This is a genomic window from Mycobacterium sp. PSTR-4-N (genome assembly GCF_022348085.1).
Taxonomy (GTDB): domain Bacteria; phylum Actinomycetota; class Actinomycetes; order Mycobacteriales; family Mycobacteriaceae; genus Mycobacterium.
On sequence record NZ_JAKRFN010000016.1, the window covers coordinates 124,402 to 141,491 of the forward strand.

Annotated in this window: 19 protein-coding genes; 18 read left to right on the top strand and 1 reads right to left on the bottom strand. The window is 66.2% G+C overall.

From position 1 onward, the window contains the following. Positions 1-2: 2 nt before the first annotated feature. The 9 genes from MHN84_RS20380 to MHN84_RS29835 all read left to right on the top strand — a co-directional run bounded on the left by MHN84_RS20380 (position 3) and on the right by MHN84_RS29835 (position 8,072). Entirely contained in the window at positions 3-377 is a 375-nt protein-coding gene (locus tag MHN84_RS20380) for a hypothetical protein (protein WP_241206315.1), read from the top strand. A gap of 54 nt (positions 378-431) precedes the next feature. Next, complete coding sequence (locus tag MHN84_RS20385) at positions 432-809, top strand: hypothetical protein (protein ID WP_241206316.1); 378 nt, start codon at positions 432-434, stop codon at positions 807-809. Further along, the gene (locus tag MHN84_RS20390; RefSeq protein ID WP_241206317.1) at positions 809-1,114 is read left to right on the top strand and encodes an HK97 gp10 family phage protein; all 306 of its coding nucleotides are present in this window, start codon (positions 809-811) and stop codon (positions 1,112-1,114) included. The genes MHN84_RS20385 and MHN84_RS20390 overlap by 1 nt, the downstream gene beginning before the upstream one ends. After that, a complete protein-coding gene (locus tag MHN84_RS20395) occupies positions 1,111-1,542 on the top strand; it encodes a hypothetical protein (RefSeq protein ID WP_241206318.1) in 432 nt (143 codons plus the stop codon). Before MHN84_RS20390 ends, MHN84_RS20395 begins: the two co-directional genes overlap by 4 nt. Positions 1,543-1,634: 92 nt before the next feature. After that, positions 1,635-2,738 (top strand): hypothetical protein, encoded by a 1,104-nt coding sequence (locus MHN84_RS20400; protein ID WP_241206319.1) that lies wholly within the window; start codon positions 1,635-1,637, stop codon positions 2,736-2,738. A gap of 119 nt (positions 2,739-2,857) precedes the next feature. Continuing rightward, complete coding sequence (locus tag MHN84_RS29730; RefSeq protein ID WP_255730699.1) at positions 2,858-3,298, top strand: HNH endonuclease signature motif containing protein; 441 nt, start codon at positions 2,858-2,860, stop codon at positions 3,296-3,298. Continuing rightward, complete coding sequence (locus MHN84_RS20410; RefSeq protein WP_241206321.1) at positions 3,291-3,767, top strand: hypothetical protein; 477 nt, start codon at positions 3,291-3,293, stop codon at positions 3,765-3,767. The genes MHN84_RS29730 and MHN84_RS20410 overlap by 8 nt, the downstream gene beginning before the upstream one ends. A 259-nt stretch (positions 3,768-4,026) precedes the next feature. Beyond that, positions 4,027-4,203, top strand: coding sequence for a hypothetical protein (locus MHN84_RS20415; protein ID WP_241206322.1), 177 nt, complete (start codon positions 4,027-4,029; stop codon positions 4,201-4,203). A 23-nt stretch (positions 4,204-4,226) separates the two neighbouring features. Continuing rightward, positions 4,227-8,072 (top strand): phage tail tape measure protein, encoded by a 3,846-nt coding sequence (locus MHN84_RS29835; protein WP_308192970.1) that lies wholly within the window; start codon positions 4,227-4,229, stop codon positions 8,070-8,072. 5 nt (positions 8,073-8,077) lie between these two features. Here the strand turns inward: MHN84_RS29835 and MHN84_RS20430 are convergent, their stop codons facing one another. After that, positions 8,078-8,875 carry an NUMOD4 motif-containing HNH endonuclease gene (locus MHN84_RS20430; RefSeq protein ID WP_241206323.1) on the bottom strand — a complete coding sequence of 266 codons (798 nt, stop codon included), beginning with the start codon at positions 8,873-8,875 and terminating at the stop codon, positions 8,078-8,080. Between the two features lie 35 nt (positions 8,876-8,910). Here MHN84_RS20430 and MHN84_RS20435 point away from each other — a divergent pair, with 35 nt between their 5' ends. The 9 genes from MHN84_RS20435 to MHN84_RS20475 all read left to right on the top strand — a co-directional run. Beyond that, positions 8,911-10,647, top strand: a complete 1,737-nt coding sequence (locus MHN84_RS20435) for a hypothetical protein (protein WP_241206324.1) — start codon at positions 8,911-8,913, stop codon at positions 10,645-10,647. Between the two features lie 182 nt (positions 10,648-10,829). Beyond that, positions 10,830-12,335 carry a hypothetical protein gene (locus tag MHN84_RS20440; RefSeq protein ID WP_241206325.1) on the top strand — a complete coding sequence of 502 codons (1,506 nt, stop codon included), beginning with the start codon at positions 10,830-10,832 and terminating at the stop codon, positions 12,333-12,335. Next, positions 12,319-12,621, top strand: a complete 303-nt coding sequence (locus MHN84_RS20445; protein ID WP_241206326.1) for a hypothetical protein — start codon at positions 12,319-12,321, stop codon at positions 12,619-12,621. Before MHN84_RS20440 ends, MHN84_RS20445 begins: the two co-directional genes overlap by 17 nt. An 8-nt stretch (positions 12,622-12,629) precedes the next feature. Beyond that, entirely contained in the window at positions 12,630-13,523 is an 894-nt protein-coding gene (locus MHN84_RS20450; RefSeq protein WP_241206327.1) for a hypothetical protein, read from the top strand. Next, positions 13,520-14,542: a hypothetical protein gene (locus MHN84_RS20455; protein WP_241206328.1), complete on the top strand. Its 1,023-nt coding sequence runs from the start codon at positions 13,520-13,522 to the stop codon at positions 14,540-14,542. The genes MHN84_RS20450 and MHN84_RS20455 overlap by 4 nt, the downstream gene beginning before the upstream one ends. Next, positions 14,539-14,778: a hypothetical protein gene (locus MHN84_RS20460; protein WP_241206329.1), complete on the top strand. Its 240-nt coding sequence runs from the start codon at positions 14,539-14,541 to the stop codon at positions 14,776-14,778. Before MHN84_RS20455 ends, MHN84_RS20460 begins: the two co-directional genes overlap by 4 nt. Before the next feature lie 12 nt (positions 14,779-14,790). Next, a complete protein-coding gene (locus tag MHN84_RS20465; RefSeq protein WP_241206330.1) occupies positions 14,791-15,162 on the top strand; it encodes a hypothetical protein in 372 nt (123 codons plus the stop codon). Position 15,163: 1 nt separating this feature from the next. Continuing rightward, positions 15,164-16,303: a hypothetical protein gene (locus tag MHN84_RS20470; RefSeq protein ID WP_241206331.1), complete on the top strand. Its 1,140-nt coding sequence runs from the start codon at positions 15,164-15,166 to the stop codon at positions 16,301-16,303. Between the two features lie 12 nt (positions 16,304-16,315). Beyond that, positions 16,316-17,090: hypothetical protein (locus MHN84_RS20475; RefSeq protein WP_241206332.1), on the top strand; the 775-nt coding region annotated here is incomplete at its 3' end.

Below are 17,090 nucleotides of genomic sequence, written 5' to 3' on the forward strand. Positions count from 1 at the left end.
GCGTGGCTGCTCCGTTCCTCGACATCACCGCGTTCAAGGTCGAGTACCCCGGCACCTTGGATGCGGGCGAGACCGCGACTGCCAGCCGCCTGCTCGAGGTGGTATCCGACGGCATCCGCGGGCTCAAGCCTGATGTCGACGAGCGAGCTGCCCAGCAGGTCGTGTTCGAGGTGGTCCGAGACTCTGTCATGTACGGGCACCTCGGACCGCTCTCAAGCTTCCAGAACATCACCAGCCGCCGCCAAGAAGGCGGCACGTTCGACGAGGCGGCCAAGGCGGTCGACGACTACCTGACGAAGCGCCAGCGCAAGTTGCTCAAGCTCCCGTCAGGCGCATCCGTCGCTCCCCGTGGCCGTTTCAAGAAGTGCGACTACTGAGTGGGCGTCTACCCGATCGGCGACCAGCGGGTCGGCGTCGAGCTCGTCGTGCCGGTGCTCGACGACGACGGTCAGCCAGTGTTCACCGACTACGGCGAGCCGATCACCGACAATGTGACGCTCTGGGTTGATCGCGCGTGCTTCGAGATCCAGACGCCGACCGAGCTGCAAGACCTCACGGTGACGACCTCGGAGATCGCCTGGGCGATGCTGCCGATCGCCGACGGCATGATCCCCGCGGTCGATGACGACGACACCGAGGCCCCGATCGCGTTCAGGAACGAGATCACCGGCCTTCCCACGATCAACGCCAATGCGTGGTTGCGGCACAACGGACTTCGCTACACAATGCGCGGCGACTCAGTGCTTGAGCAGGACATCCGTGGCCGTGAGGATCACGTGTTCGCGGTGTGCGAGAGGCAGCAGGGCTGATGGCTGAGCTGACCGACCTGATCGAGCAGGCCGACATTGACGACGCTCTCGAGAACGACGACGAGGTGATCGCCTACAAGGTCGCGGTCGCGCGCCAGGGTGTCGAGTACGCCCGCGCGAAGGCCCCGGTCGACGAGGGCGATTACCGCGACGGCATCCGCGTTGGTCGCGAGGGCAACAGCGGGGTCATGATCGAGTTCTCGGACTGGAAGTCACATTTCATCGAGTTCGGCACCGAGAATCAGGAGCCGAATCCCGTGCGCGCGCAGACCGAGGACTACCTGCGCGCGCGGGAGGATCAGTGACCGCCCCGCTGCAGGCCGAGTACAAGGCGCTGCCTGCCGAGGTGTTCCTGCGCCTGTGGCTGCTGCCCATCACCGTGCCGGCGTCGATCGGCTCCAAGATGTGGGCCACTGGCCTGCCGAAGCCCTACCGCACGGTGCGCCGCATCTCGGGCCCGCGCACGGACTACTCCGACACCCCGCTCATGTGGGTGCACACGTTCGGCAAGGACTACACCGAGGCCGCAACCGAAGCCGACCGGACCGATGCGCGCCTACAGGTGCTCGTCGACTATCCCGGCTACTCGGTGACGATGCCCGACGGCCGAATCGCGACGTGCGAGTGGTGCGAGATCACCTCTGCAGCACACGAAGAGGATTACTCCGCTGAATCGGTCGTGACGCGTTTCGTGTCCGAGGCCCGGTTCGGCTTCTCATTCGTCCCGGCCTGAGCCGGTGACGCGGCACCCACGCCGCACCTGAACAGCCCACCCCACCGCCGGAAGTCCCTTCGGCGTTCACCCCTTCCGAAAGGAGCGCCCTCATGGCGTTGCCAGAAACCGGCGTCTCATGGGTAGAGGCCGGACTCGAAGACCGCGCGCCCGAGTTCCTGCGCCGCGGCAAGCCCAAGGCGGCTGCGGTGCGCGATGCGCTCGGGTCGGCAACTGACATCAGCCCGCACAATCCCGATGGCTCCGTGCGGTTCTCGCTGTTCGCGCAGGACGGCAAGCTGCGGCCCGACATGTTCGCGCGCCGCAAGGTCAACGGCGTCTACGTCACCGTCACTACGCCGAACCTGGGCCTGTTCGGCCTGGGCGCGTTCAAGCAGGGTGACGGCCCGTCGATGGACCCGAAGATCACTCAGGACCGCTTCATGATCGAGCAGTCCAGCCAGCCCTACGACACCGAGCTCACCGAAGAGGTCGAGCCGTTCAGCTTCACCCCGGTCGACACCGCCGATCCGGTGTACCAGCGGCTCCGCAACAACCTGCCGCTGACCGACGAGAACGGCAACTCGCTCGTCGAAGACCCGGGCTGGGCCAACGCCGGCTACGGTCGCCTGCTCAGCGGCCAGAACCCCGGCCGCCAGTTCTTCTTCCTGCGCGAGCGGTTCTGGAACGGCCTGCCGATCTGGTCGGTCACCGGCGTCGCGCTGTGCCGCCTCGATGACATCGGCAGCTCGAAGCAGGACACCAAGGACTCCGAGGGCGCCAAGCTCACGTACCTGCCCCTGCCCGACGGTCGGTTCATGGCCATGCAGGACGGCAAGTATCAGCCGGTGCTCGTCTACACGTGGTGGGGCGGCGCTGGCTGGACGGCACTCGGCGGCAAGCCCGAGCTCTCGGCCACACCTCCGACGGCAGCCGCGACGGGCTCCGGTGGCGCCACCCTGGCGTTCCCCGAGCCGACTGGCCCCGGCGACCCGTGGAGCTACGACGAGGCACCCGCCGGTGTGCAGGTCTCGGACGACGGAGGCACCACGTGGGGCTCACTCATCGAGCCCGACAGCGTCTCGGTGTCCAGTGGCACTGTCACGCTGACCCTTTCGGGCGTTGCGGCGGGCAGCAAGAAGTTCCGCGCGGTCGTCAAGGGCACCAACGGCGCCACGGCCACCACGCCGAACTCGAACGCCGTCACCATCACCTAGTCGCCCGTCCCGGGAGTGGTTCGGGCTGTTCCGCTCCCGGGGCTGGGTTCACCAGTTCGAGCAGCCCATGCCTTAAAGGAACAGCCACTGAAATGATCGATCCGAAACACTTTTGGGCCATGGTGTCAATCTCTGGCGCAGACGATTGCTGGTCATGGTGCGGAAAAATCACCCATGGATATGGGCGGTATACGGTGAACTCGCAGGTAGTCAATGCTCATCGGGTCGCGTATGAGCTGGCCACAGGACGGCCGCCTGGAGCAATGCTTGTAGATCACGCCTGTCTAAATCGAAGCTGCTGCAACCCAAGTCATTTGCGCCTAGTCACCGTGAAGCAGAACAACGAGAACTTGGCGGGGCCATATCGCAACTGCAAGGCAGGCCTGCGCGGGGTCTACCTGCAAGACGGGCGCTGGCGGGCACAGGTCTACCACCATAGTCGGAAGTACCACGTCGGCTACTTCGCCACAGCCGAAGAGGCAGGCGAGGCGGCGCGCCTAAAGCGTTTAGAACTGTTCACCCACAACGAAATTGACAAGAGAGAAACAGCCCATGTCTGACGACGAGAAGACCAGCCCCGAGAAGGCCCGCGAGCAAGCAGCCGAATTCCTCGGCGTGTTCGCCGGCCAAGACTTCGACCTCGGCGGTACCACCTGGCATCTGCCGAACCCGAACTACCTGCCGCCGGACATGAAACGCCGCTACCTCGAGTACCTGCGTTTCGTGAACAAGGATCTCGACAAAGAGAAGGTCGCCGACCCGATCACCGGCAAGCAACGCGAGCAGACCGTTTGGCCGCTGCAGTACAAGGGCGCGCTGATCGATGAGGACGAGCTGCTCTGCATCGCGCTCATGGGCACCGGTGATGGCAAGGACGACCGAGCCGCCTATTTCAAGGACGGCACGCTGCCCGAGACCTACCAGCAGTTCCTCAAGGCTGACGGCGTCCCCGGTCAGATCCAGGTCGCGTGGCGCGTGATGAACATTCAGATGGAGGAACGCCTCAAGCGCGATCCCAAAAGTCGATGAGGCACTCGGCCTTTGGCTGCAATGGCCCGACGAGATCGAGGCCGATCTACTCGTCCACTGCGGTCTCGACATCGCGCACTGGCACCAGCTGACCATCAACCCCGAGACCGGCACGCCCATTCTGTCGAGCCGGCGTCTGCTGGCCATCCTCGAGCACGGCCTGCCAGAGACGTCGAAGTTCAAGACCCTCGCCGAACGTGGCGGGCGGTGGCCGATAGACCGCGCGATCGCGGCCGAGAGCGTCAACGAGCAGTACCGAATGCGCGCCTCGTATCACGCGGCGCACAGCACCGAAGAGAACGACGTCCGATTCGACCCGGAGCCATGGTTCTTCGTCGATCCCGTCGATGTGCGACTGCGCCGCGAGGCCGAGGAGCTCGAGGCCGCGCAAGCCGCAGAGACCGAACCCGAACTGGCCGAGGCCGGCTGGCTGTGAGTAGCGAAAGGTGGTGATCGCCCGTGCCATTGACACTCAGGATCGAGTCTGAGCTCGACGAGCGATCAGCCGCCGCAGCAGCCAGTCGGGCGCAGCGCATCTACAGCGACGCCGCCCGCGACATGTCGCGAGACATGTCCGAGGGGATCGCGCGCGGTGCTCGCGAGGGTGGTCGTGCGGTCGAGCGGATGGCCGACGAGGCACGCGCTGCCTACAAGCGGGTCGGTGACGCGACTGACGAGCTGCGGCAGCAAGAGGCTCAGCTCAAGCAGATGCGCGAAGAGGGCGTGCGTGGCGTCGAGGTTCAGATGGAACGCGTTCGCCGCGCCCGCAAGGCCGAGAAGGACGCGATCCGCGAGGCGGCCGACGAGTATGAACGCTACGAGCGGGCTGCGCGCGGTGCCGGCCAAGCCGGTGAGCAGGCGGGCACGTCCATCCTGGCCGGCCTGCGCGGCGCCACGGCGGGCGCCGGGCAGTCGGGCGGCGACATGGCCAACGAGTTCGCCAGCGGCTTCGCAGGCTCGTCGGCGCTGCTCCGGCTCGGAGCTGCGGGTGGTCCCGTGGGCCTGGCCATCGCAGGCGTGGCGGCGCTGGGGTATGCCGGCGGCAAGGCGCTGGCCGACCAGATCATGGCGGGCCTCGAGACGCTGCAGATGCGCGATCTGTTCCGCGCCAAGCTCGGTGTCGACGAGACGACGATGGCGGGCTACGGCGACGCAGCCGCGAAGGCCTACGTCAACCAGTTCGGCGCATCGGTCGAGGACAACCTGCGCGCCACCGAGGTCGGCATCAAATCGGGCCTGATCGATCGTGACGCCACCGACGCTGAGATCCAGGGCCTCATTCAGCAGATCCAGACGGTCTCGACGGTGATCGGCGAGGATACGGCGCGCGTCGCTCAGGGCAGTCGCAACCTCATCAAGACGGGCCTAGTCGACAACTACGAGCAGGCGTTCGACTTGCTGACCGCGGCGTCGCAGAAGGGCCTCGACATCTCGGGCGATCTGCTGGACACCGCCGAGGAATACGGGACCGCCTGGCAGGCAGTGGGACTCACCGGCGCCGACGCCATGGGCCTGATCGATCAGATGTGGCAGGCCGGCATCCGTAATACCGATGTCGCTGCGGACTCGCTCAAAGAGCTGTCGATCAACCTCACCGACGGGTCGAAGACCACCGCCGACACCATGACTGCACTCGGGTTCAACGCCGAGGACATGATGAATCGGTTCGCCCAGGGCGGCCCGGTCGCCCGCGATGCGTTCGGCGAGGTGCTGACCGCGCTGCGCAACATCGACGATCCGGTGCAAAAGAACCTCATCGGGCTCAACCTGTTCAAGACGAAGTGGGAAGACGCCAAGACGGCAATCGAGGCGGCCGACCTATCCAAGGCCGCGAGCGACCTCGGGCAAATCGACGGCGCGACCCGCAACGCGTCGGACGCGGTCGGCGAACACGCGAATCAGTGGGTGACCCTAGGTCGCAATATCGACGACACGTTCACGAGGTTTCAGACGTGGCTCGCCGACAGCAAGATCGGCAAGTTCTTCACCGAGTGGCTGCCGAGCTTCGTCAACAGCAACCTCTTCCCTGGCGACCCCCTCAAGGACTTCAACGACAAGCTGCCCAAGGACGCGTTCACCCCGGCGGCACCCGACGACGGACTGCTCAGCGGCGGCGCACCAGCGCCGGCCGGCCCGATGTTCCCGGGCGCCAACGTCCTGATCGACCCCCGCGTCACCGCGGCGACACCCGGCCCTCCGCCTGTGCCGCCACCGGGCCCGCAGGACGGCGGCCCGCAGCGTGTCACGCCCGTTCCGCTGACGCCTGGCAGCGCGGGCGGTGCGTCCACATCGCTGCCTGACGCGCCAGTGCTGCCGATGTCTTACACCTCGACCGCGGGCCTGCCCACGGCCATCGCCAACGCGGTGACGCGCCTCGACGAGGTCAAGCACGATGTCGCCGAGAAGACCGCGCGGGTCAACCAGCTCGAGCAGTCCAACGTCGCGACAGCCGATGACATCCAGAAGGCGAAGAATGAGCAGGCCAAGGCTCAGCAGGATCAGTTGCAGGCCGAGCGTGCGCTGACTGACGCCCAGACGGCCGCGATCGAGAAGCAGACGAAGCAGCTCAAGGGCACAACCGATTCGCTCAGTGAGCTCGGCGCAGGCCTGGATTCGGACTTCGGTATCAGCAAGGGCCTCTCGGGTATCGCCGACAACATCGTGCGCTTCGTCGGCAGCCTCGCGCTCGCCGGCCCGATGGCGCAGCTGAACGCGATCTCGCAGGCGCGCGGCGACGAGGGCTCGGGCCTGATGGGCATTCTGGCGTCGAACGGGGTGCTTGGGCCGCGGTTCATGCCGGGGTACGGCAGCACGAGTGTGTCGGGATCGGTGACGACGAGCCTGCCGAGTGGTGCGGCAATGCCGCTCGGTGCCGCGCTGCCTGGCGAGTCGCCGCGCGAGTTCGCGCACCGCGTGATGATGCCCTACTGGGAGAGCAAGGGCCTCACGGTCGGCGATCACGCAGCCGACCAGTACGGCGAGCACCAGAACGGCGCCCTCGACATCATGGTGCCCGACATCGCGACCGGAAATGCCGTTCTGCAGCAGGTGCTTTCAGACCCCAACGTCTACGGCGCGATATTCAACAACCAGGCCTTTGGATATGGGCAGGGAGCTGCGCCGAGGCCGTACAGCGGTGGATTTACCGGCGACCCGACGCAGGATCACCAAGACCACGTACACGCCTTCTATAAGCCGGGCGGATCGGACAACATCAATCCCGGCGGCGTCCCCGTCATGGGCGGCGACGGCGCGTACTCACCCGTCGGCGTCACCAGCGGCGTGCCGTCGTCGAGCGGTGCGACGCCGGTCTTCGTCGTCAACATGCCTGGCGGTGGCGGGTTCCCGGGCCTGGGTGCTGGCGGGGCCGCGGTGGGCTCGCCGGCTTCGGGACGCGGCGGCGGTGCGCTCCCTGGTGCGGGAGCGGCGACGAACCTCTGGGATGCCGTCGCGGCGGCTGAGTCGAGTGGCAACTGGGGCAACCAAGACACCGGGGGCAATGGCCACTACGGCGGTCTGCAGTTCTCACCCGACACCTGGCGCAACTTCGGCGGGGTGGACCTCACAGGCTTCACCAACCCTGCCGACGCCACGCGCGAGCAGCAGATCGAGATCGCCAACCGAACGGCGTTCACGGGCTACAACGGCCAGGCACCGCAGGGCCTCGGCGCATGGCAGGCCATCACCGACGGCAGGGTTCCTGGCGTCACGACGTCGACGCCGGCCAGCGCATTCGGCGGCCCCCTCGGACCCCTCCCACCCGTCGGCAGCGTCGGCGCCGGCGAGAGCGCACCGCTCGGTGTGACGGGCCAGGCGTATCCGTCCCAGGGCGGCGGGGGCGGTGGCATCGGCATCAGCGGCTCTCTCATGGGAGCCGTCACCGCGGCGGCCTCGGCATTCCCCGGTGGCGGCGCAGCGGCGCAGATGGCAATGCAGTTGATCAATCGCACGGTTCAGTACGCGGGCCAGGTCGCAGGCATCGGCATCAGTGGCCTCGCCGAGACGTTCCTGCCCGCCGGCGACAAGCCCAAGGCGTCGATCGGCAATTCATGGCTCGGCAAGATCGCGGGCGGTATCGCCGGCGCGAAGCCTGCTGTGCCGAATGCGGCGGGCGGCAAGGGCAAGCAGCCGCCCGGGCCCATGGATGCGGCCGGCGGTGCTGCGGGTGGTGCCGCTGGTGCGCAGGCGGGCAACACGATCAACAACACCGTCAACCAGACGAACCACTACCCGACGCAGGACATCGCTGCGAACTCGGCGGTGCGTGAGATGGGCGCGATGTACGCAGCCCCGGGGGTTCGGTGAAGCTCTCAGGGATTGCGGGACCGAGCTCGGTATTCCCGCATATAAGCGTTGTGCGCAGCTCGCTTAGCCGGGTCGGCGCGACGTTTCTCCAGCGCCTTTCGATTGGCCTCAGCGCGCCTAGCCGCCTGGCAGGTGCGGCACCTTCGACCGCCATTGGGGCGAAGGTAGGTGTTCTCGGGGGTGAACTCGTGCCCGTTGTTGCAATGGGTTCGAGATCCGAAGTTGTGCTGGCCGGAAACCTTGCCAGCCCTTCTTCTCCACTCACGTTGGTACGCAGCAGCATTCGATCGACCCTCGGTGGTGGACAACTTCCGCCGAACTTTGTCCCGCGCGTCGTCATTTCGACACGTCCGACAGCGACGGCCTCCACCCTCGCGCAAGACGGTGTTTTCGGGGGTGAATGCGTGGCCTCGATTGCAATGGGTTCGTTGCGCCATGTGGTCAGTGCCGTGAGACCTCTTGTCGCGGTTGTTATTCGAGGGTGTATCCCAGCGCAGGTTGTCCAGGCGGTTATCGAATCGGTCGCCGTTGTTGTGGCAGGCCTCCGTTCCATCGGGGCACGGCCCGACGAAGGTCTCGAGAACCAGCCGATGAATGGTCCGATGGTTGCCCTTGCCGAGCGCGACCGACGGGTAGTCCTTACCGGGCGCGCCGGCTCGGGACGGCTTCAGGACCCGGCCCTTTCGGAAGCAATTTCTGCCCGCGCTGTCGCGAATCACTCGGTCGAGACTGCGAACCCGTCCAATGGTGCTCACTTCGTACGATCCGACAAAGCCGGCGATAGGTGCCCAGATCTCGGTCATGACCGTAATGGTACCCGTAAAGGTAATTGTGCCGCATGAGTAACAGCACTTTGTTCGACGTGCAGCGTTACCCCCGGGGCCAGATAACCCCGCATGGCGCATTCCATTTCATGCAGGGGTTACACCCACGGGTCAAGCTCAAGGCCTACGACGGGTCGGTCGAGATCGAGCTGCTCGGCGGCCCGTCGGTGCCCGATCCGATCGGTGCGCCCGAGTGTGTGCGCGTCAACGGCCCGATCAAGGGGCTCATCGGTCCGTGGAAGTTCCTCGATCAGCAGGGCGCCAATGAGGACGGCACGACCTACATCGACTCGGTGACCGAGCCGGCGATCGTCGAGATCCCGGTCAAGATCGTGGCCCGCGACGCCGCGATGCTGCGCCAGGTCGTCAATCACCTCTTCGGCTCGATCGACAAGGCCAAGAAGTCTGAGCTGTCGTGGTTCACCCCCGAGGCGGGCTTCTGGTGGGCCGACGTGCGCTGGGCCGACAAGCCGCCTGGTGGCCTTCGTCTCGGCGGTCAGCGCCGCAGCCTGGAGACGACGCTGCTTCTGCGCTCGGACCTCGGGGCCTGGAAGTCGTTCGATGACGTCGGCGAGTTCCGGTTCGCCTACGACTCGCTGGTCGACAGCTTCGAGACCGACTACGAGGACTCGATCGGGCCTGACTGGTCGGTGTTCCAGTTCAGCCCCGGCCGCGGATACCTCTACGCGCGCAACGGGGCCGCCCGGTTCCGCGACGACCCGAATAAGTTCCTGTTCACCGAGGGCAGCCGCTACCTCGCTGTGCACCGGACGTTTGAGACCGAGACCAACAACCAGGTCGTCGAGGTCGTGTTCGACACGATGCTCGAGTTCGGCGCCAAGAATTACATCGCGGGTCGCGTGGGCCGGCGCTCGGACGGGTCGTGGAACGGCTACGGCGTGCTCGTCGAGATCGCGGGCGCGACGGTCCGACTCGTGGCGTTCAACAACTTCCACGAGACCGAGATCCGCCGCCGCGTGCTGCCGACCGCCCCGCCCTTGTTCGGTGAGAAGTGGCGGCTGGAGTGTGGCGGGCTCGATGCAAAGGGCGTGTTCGACGAGCGCATGTTCCGCGTCAAGCGTGGCCTCGGTGCTGGCGTCACGGTGCTGGCGGCCAAGGACGACAAGGAGGTCTCGGCGCTCGGTGATGCGTTCAAGGGCGCGGGCTTCGGCGGATACGCAGCGGGCCGGCTGATCTCGCAGGGCACCCCGTCGGCGGTGCGATCAATCCGCGTCGGTGACGCCACGGTCGTCACACAGTCGGGCTTCATCAAGCGGATCAACATCGGCGACATCGACCGCTTCGACCGCTATACGCTGTACGGGCCTGGCACCTTCCAGATCGCCGCGGCGCCCGGGTCGACCGACATGGTCGAGTTCGGGCCGCTGCTGCCGAATCAGATCGTGCAGCTGCGCACCGACGGCCGCAAGCGCCTGGTCGTCGACCTGACGTCTGTTCCGCCGACGGCCGACGAGCTGGTCGAGTACCGCGAGGCGCTCAAGGATCTCGAGTCCATGGCGCCCATCGGCAACATCGGGCCCACGCTGGAGTCGAATGCCTCGGTGTTCGGCGTCGTGCCGCCGCAGGGCAACATGCACCGGCTGCTGTCCGGTCGTTTCACCCGACCGATCCCGGCCAAGTCGCCCGGCCGACCGCCCGAGACGGTGCAGGTCGCGGTGTCAATTGCGGACGGCAACAGCGACTCTCGCATCATAGCCAGCGGAACAAACCTGAGACGGTACCCCAACTAGATGGCCGCCAAGGTGACGATCACTGTCGAGTGTGGCGAGCCGACCACTGGCCTCTGGTGTCCGCGCTGCCTCAAGCCGAGCGGATATAGCCTGCCGACCTACTGGCTGAGGTCATCTGGGGTGTCGACGCTGGGCACCGTACGCAAGTGCTATGACTGCGGCGCGCCCCTGCGGAGTGAGTCGTGACCGCCGCGGTCCTCGACCACCCGAAGGCTGACTTCTGGCGGCAGGAGCTCGACTCGGGCGCGCCCTACCGCCAGGCCAAGGCTGCCGAGGGTCTGGCCGAGGCGTTCTCGCTGTCCGACACCGAGGTTCGCGTCACCGTCCACGATTCGTTCTGGCGCGAGATCGGCCCGGCCGGCGACTTCATCGAGCTCACCGGCTCGATTCCGCGCAACGCCGCCCCGCAGGCGACGCTCAAGCTCAAAGAGAACCACTGGCTGGACCCCTACCTGTCGCAGTGCGAGACCACCATGGTCGGCGTCCGCATCCAGACCGAGGGGCTCGACGAGGCGTTCTACGTCAAGGGCTACACCGAGGAACTCGGCAAGGACGGCACCGTCACGCTCACCGCCGAGCTCGTGGGCATCTGGGACATACTGAACTACCTGCCAATCTGGCCGTCGAGCAAACTGCCCATCCAGACCCAGCCATTTTCCGACGCCATCTACTTCTCGCCCCTGTGCACGGTGATCGAGGGCATGGCGGCCGAGCAGGCGCTCCGAATCCAGGGCGGCCTCAACGAGTTCATCAACAACGCGCTGAGCCTGAATGCCGACGTGCGCGCGTGGCTGGGCACGATGCTGCAGGCGATCAAGAACGACGCCAAGATCGGCACGGCGCTCAAGACACCGCTCTACGTGGTGCGTACGGGCCTGCTGACCGACACCTCGCCGCTGTACTGCCGCACGGTGCGCATGGAAACCGTCGGCCAGGTCATCGCCGACATCACCAAGGCCTACGGCGTCGATGTGCGGATCTACCTGTGGCTGCCTGGCATGGAGCAGCCCGACAAGTGGGCCAACCTCGACCGCCCGACGTATGTCATGCGGGTGCTCGACCGCAGCCAGATCCAGGGCCCGACGCAGACGGTGCTCGACTCGGCCGTGCGGTTTGCAGTCGACGTGCAGGGGTCGCTGCTCGGGAAAACGCTTGACCCGCTACTGAATCCCGACGGGGTGTACGCGCCCGAGGGGGTTTACATCGCGCCGGGCCTGGGCCTGACGTTCGTGCCGCCGTATGTGCAGCTCGAGACGCCCGACACCATCGTCGTCGACGGCGAGGTGGTGCGCGTCAAGTCGCCGCTGATGACCTACAAGATCAAGCGGACGACGCCGCTCGGTTGGCAACACGTGATCGGCGGAAAGAGCCCCAAGTGGTTGGTCTGTGCCCCACCGGGAAACTGGTGGGGCACAGACCAACTCAACATTGAACGACCTCATGAACGCGACCTACTCGTTCGCGATCGATGCAGTGTCCATCATCCTCGGATTCACCGGCGTCCCCTCGAATTTGCTCGACGGGTTCCTCAACGACGCGTTTTTCGCCTTCCAGCTCATCCAGCACTACAGCCGCCGCGACGAGGTGGGCCCGTATCACCCCGGCATCGAGGTCTTCACCGCCACCAACAGCAGCCCCTACAACGTCGAAAGCCTGTTCCAGTTCATCCAAGTGCTTTGGGACAGTAGGGGTTACACCACCGCAGTCGTCACCTTCCGTGGTCAGAACGGACCGCTCAAGCTCGGCCGTGACATGTTCCCCGGCGCGCTCGGGACGCTCATCTACTCGTCGCGCACCAAGAAGTTCACCGACCACATGGACCTCGTGGCGTTCCGGTTCTCCCGAAACGAGCGCGAGGTCACCGTGACGCTCGGTGACGGCAAGCCGATCCAGCACCCCATCGTCGAACTCAAGCGCAACGTCAGCGAGGTCATTGCGGCCGTCAACGTCGCGACGCTGGCGCCCAATACGTAGGAGATCACGTGGCATTCAACACCGAGTGGCGCATCGTCGAGAACTACAACAACACCGGCCGCCGGTACTTCGTTGTCTCGATGGCCGAGCTGGCGTTCGAGATCACCGACACCGGAATCGGCACGGGGTTCTTCCTCGCCGCCGCCGCGCCGCAGGGTGGACTACCGACGGGGCTGGGCCGTTATCCCGCACTGGCCAAGGGTGATACGGGCTTCTCGCCGACGCTCGTGTTGACCGGCTTCACCGAGCTCGCGCACGACGACCCTACCGAGGCGTCGTGCGAGATCATCCCGATTGCCGACGCGACAGAGGTCTCAGGCCCGGTCTACGGCGTCGTGCTGACGCTGCACCGCGGCGCACCAGGCGCACCAGGCGCGGCGATCCTGAGCCCCACCGACTACGGCACACCGCAGTTCGGCCAGGTGCTCTCGATCGCAGCCGGCGAAGAGACGTTCGAGCTGACCTACCCGAAGGTGCCGGGCCTGCATCTGGCGACGTCGCTGTCGAGCGCACCCGACGGCACGACGGCCGAATACACCATGGGCGTCATCGACATCGAGGCTGGCCAGTACAACCGCGACTGGACGCCGGCAGTGCGCGGCAGTGCGGTGACCATCGGCTCGGGTGGCACGGGCGGCGCTGGCACTGACCTGCGCGTCGACCTGATCGTGCGGCTCAACGACGAGACCGGCGGCAACATCATCGGTCGCGGCCGGGGCCTCGTGGGCGTCAAGACGTATCAGCCGCAGATCATCTCGCGCGTTGAGGCCGGTTCCAACATCATCGCGGCCGGTGCTGCGGCGACGCTCTACTTCCGTACCAAGAAGATGAGCGGCACAGCGACATACGGCGCGGCTGCTGCTGATGCGGCCTTCGAGATGATCGCGGTACCTGTGCCGTGACCGCCGAGACGGGCGACTGGGAGCCGACACTCGAGGCGATCCACCAGGTACCTGGCAAGACCAAGCAACAGCCGGCCAAGAAGACGTGGCAGGACCGTATCGAGGATGCGAAGTTCCAGCGGCGCCGCTACAACGCCGACGTCGCCGTCGGGCTCGGCATGTTCGACGACGGCGAGCGCGACCCGCTGGAGTGGCTGTCGGGCTGGTCGACGGATCTTTCCGTCACGCTGACCGAGCACACCGAGGCCATCGCGACGCTCAATGAGATCGCCGCGGCGACGAACGCGACGGCGGCCTACGTGTCCGACATCGACGCCATGGCGACTGTGGCGCGAGCGTCGGTTGTCACCACTGGCATCGCCTCGGGTTCGACGAAGCCCCGCTACGCCGACGTCATCGACATCGACGAGGGCGACCACCGCGAGGACACCGCCGGCTACCTCTGGCAGGGCGTGCTTCCGACGATCGTCCCGCGCACTCCCAAGGGCTCGTCAATCGGGCACATCTACTTCGCGCCGATCGTGGTGGACCGCAGCGGCACCGTCGACATCTTTCGATGGCTCACTGGCGCGGATACTTCCATCTTCTCGATCGACTACTACGAGGTCGCGCTGTTCATCTACGACCCGGCGACAGCCAACCTCGTGAAGGTGTGGGGCTCGGGCAACATCAAGGACACCTACGCCAACATCGGCAGCACCAGCGCACCTCCCGCCGAGGTGGCGATCACCATGACGATCGCTGGCGTGCCCATCGCGCAGCAGTGCTCACCGGGCCAGATCCTCTTCGCGGCGATCCAGCAGACCGCGCCAGGGCTGCTGCAGACCCCGCGGCGCTTCGGTGTGGCGCCCATGCCGACGATCGGGCGCACCGTGCCGATCCTCGACGCGGCCTGCTATATCGCCAAGGATTACTCGCAGGGCATTCCGTCGTCGATCAGCTTCGCGTCGCTCAGCCGCGAGACGCGGTTCATTCCATGGGCGTCCGTCAGTGTGCTCACCGGGGAGGAAGCAGCGTGATGACACCTGACGAGATGGCTGAATGTGCTGCGGGCGGCCGCTATTGGTACATGCGGCCCGATGGCACGTTCTACGGCGTGGGGCCGGAAGAGGGGCCGAACCCCGGGCCGCTTGATCCCGCGGATATGTACCTGCTCGACGGCCCAGCTGAGTGGCGCGATCAGTGGGAGTCCTGGGACCAAGCCGTCGAGGACATGGCGCCACTGTTCGCCGCGCTCAACGAATTTCGGAACTAGAGAGGAACGACCATGGGAGTTGGACCGTCGGTTGGCCTGGTCAACAGCTGGCTCACGTCGACCTTTGTGCTGCCCGGCGCCTGGCTGGATCTGCACCTCGAAGACCCGGGCTCTGGCGGCACTGCGAACCAGGCCGACATCGACGCCCGTCAGCTGGGCCTGTTCGTCATCTCGGCAGACGGCAAGGTCACCACGACCGGCGCGCCCCCGCAGTTCATCATCGGCACCGACGGCCGGATTAAGTTCGGCAGCCTGCACACCGCGCTCGAGGGCGGCACGTGGTTGTGGAACCTGACCGCCCGTAGCCCGATCGATGTCGTGGCCGGTGACGTCCTGATCATTGGTGACGGCATCGAGCTGTCGATCGAAGGCTGGACCGCCTGAGATGGCAGTACAGCGCGCAGGCGTCGGCTACAAGGCGCAGCGGATCGCCGGCGGATCGGCGTCAGGCTCGATCACGGCGAACCTCTCGGTAGACCCGACCGCCGTCGACAAGTTCGGCATCGTCTTCATCGGCTGGGTCGGCGAGGTCGACACCACCTCGGCGACGTTCACGCCCACCTGGAACGGCCACGCGATGACTCCACTGAGTGCCGCGGTGCGCTTCGACTCGAACAAGTCAATGCAGCGCGGCTGGATCATCGACCTCGACGCCGACGACCCCGATGGCGGCGCGACGGCCGTTGTCGCTGCGTATTCCGGTGTGACAACGGGCCTGCTGGCGAAGTTCATGTACGTCGACGCCGTGGCGATCTCGGGCGTCGAGGATGACATCGACACCATCATCGCCTCGGTGGTGACAGCGGTGGGCTCGGGCTCGGTGGCCAGCGGTGGCGTCACGGTCACCTCCGACGTCGCGGCCGATCGCGTCTACAGCTCGCACCTGGTCGGCAAGGGGCGCACCATCAAGCAGTTCACCGGCACGCGCATCGCCGCACCGACGCTGACGGGCGCCGGGCAGCTGGTGCTCGGCGAGTCCCGCGGTGATGCCTCGGTCGATGCCACGGCGACGTTCAACGCGAACACCGCGCAGTGGTCGGCGATCGGGTTCAACGCCAACGCCGCACCGATCGACGCGCTGGGCTTCTCGGGCAAGGTGTCGTTCGGCCCCGGCACGTTCGGCGCCGACCTCTACCGCTTCGCCACGCCGCATCCTGATCGTGACTACGAGGTGCCGCCACTGGGGTCGAGCGATCCGCTGGTGGTCGCCGGCGACGACATCCGCCTCGCCAATGGTGTCGACATGCCAGTCTGGGTGAAAGACCCCGACGACCTGCTCGACTACACGCTGCGTTGGTACAACCACCTCGGCCCCGACGACGAGATCGTGCGCGTCGAGCACACGCCGTCGCCAGGTATCCGGCTGATCTCCGAGGGCGTGAATCCCGAAGACAAAGGCATGACGCAGATGTGGATCAAGGGCGCCATCCGAGGCGCGACTCTGCCAATTCGCATTCGGCTCTGGACAAAGCTCGGCCGCCAGATGGACCTCACGGCGTTCGTCGCCGGCGCGGACAACGGATAACGAGGAGGGGCTGTGACAGTCACCATCACCGGCACTCTCAAGGATGTCAGCGGCCAGCCGGACAACGCCATCCCACTGGAGGTCGCGTCGGTCATTCGTTTCGCCGACGACGGCAGCGTCATCACCGAGAAGCCGGTTGTCGTGCGGTCGGTCGCCGGGCGCGTGAGGTTTGAGCTGGAGCCGGGATTCGCTGAGGTGCGCTACGGCCGCAAGGTGTGGCGGGTCAACGCACCGGACACGGACTCAACGCTCAAGGAACTGATCGAGGCTGCGGTGGCCTACCCTCCGGACGCCAGCCAAGACATGCTGGACGCGGCGGTCGGCACGTATGTCGAAGCCAACCGTGCCCAATTCCGCACGCGCGCCGTCCCTATTGTGTCCGGCCCCAACGCTGGCAAGTACCAATGGCTGGATGAGGACGACACCCCGACCGGCGCGCCGGTTCCACTGACGGACATTGTTCCCGAGAGCATCGCTCAGGCTGCCGCGCAAGCCGCAGCGGAGGTTGTGGCGCCTGGCGTGGTTGACGCCGACATTGCAGGCCGCGTCGCCGCAGTCGAGGATGTGGGCGCCGGGCTTGCACGCTTCAAGCTGGGTGGTGTGTTCTCTGGCCCATCGTTCCCTCTGCCCGGGGGTGCGTGGAGCAGCCTGGTTGGAACCCCCGACCTCGAGCGACCCATCCCCGGCGCCCTGCGGTTGTACGTCGACCCCGTCAACGGCAACGACAGCTACAACGGATTCACCTGGTATCGAGCCTTCAAGACGATCCAGGCCGCGTGCAACGCCG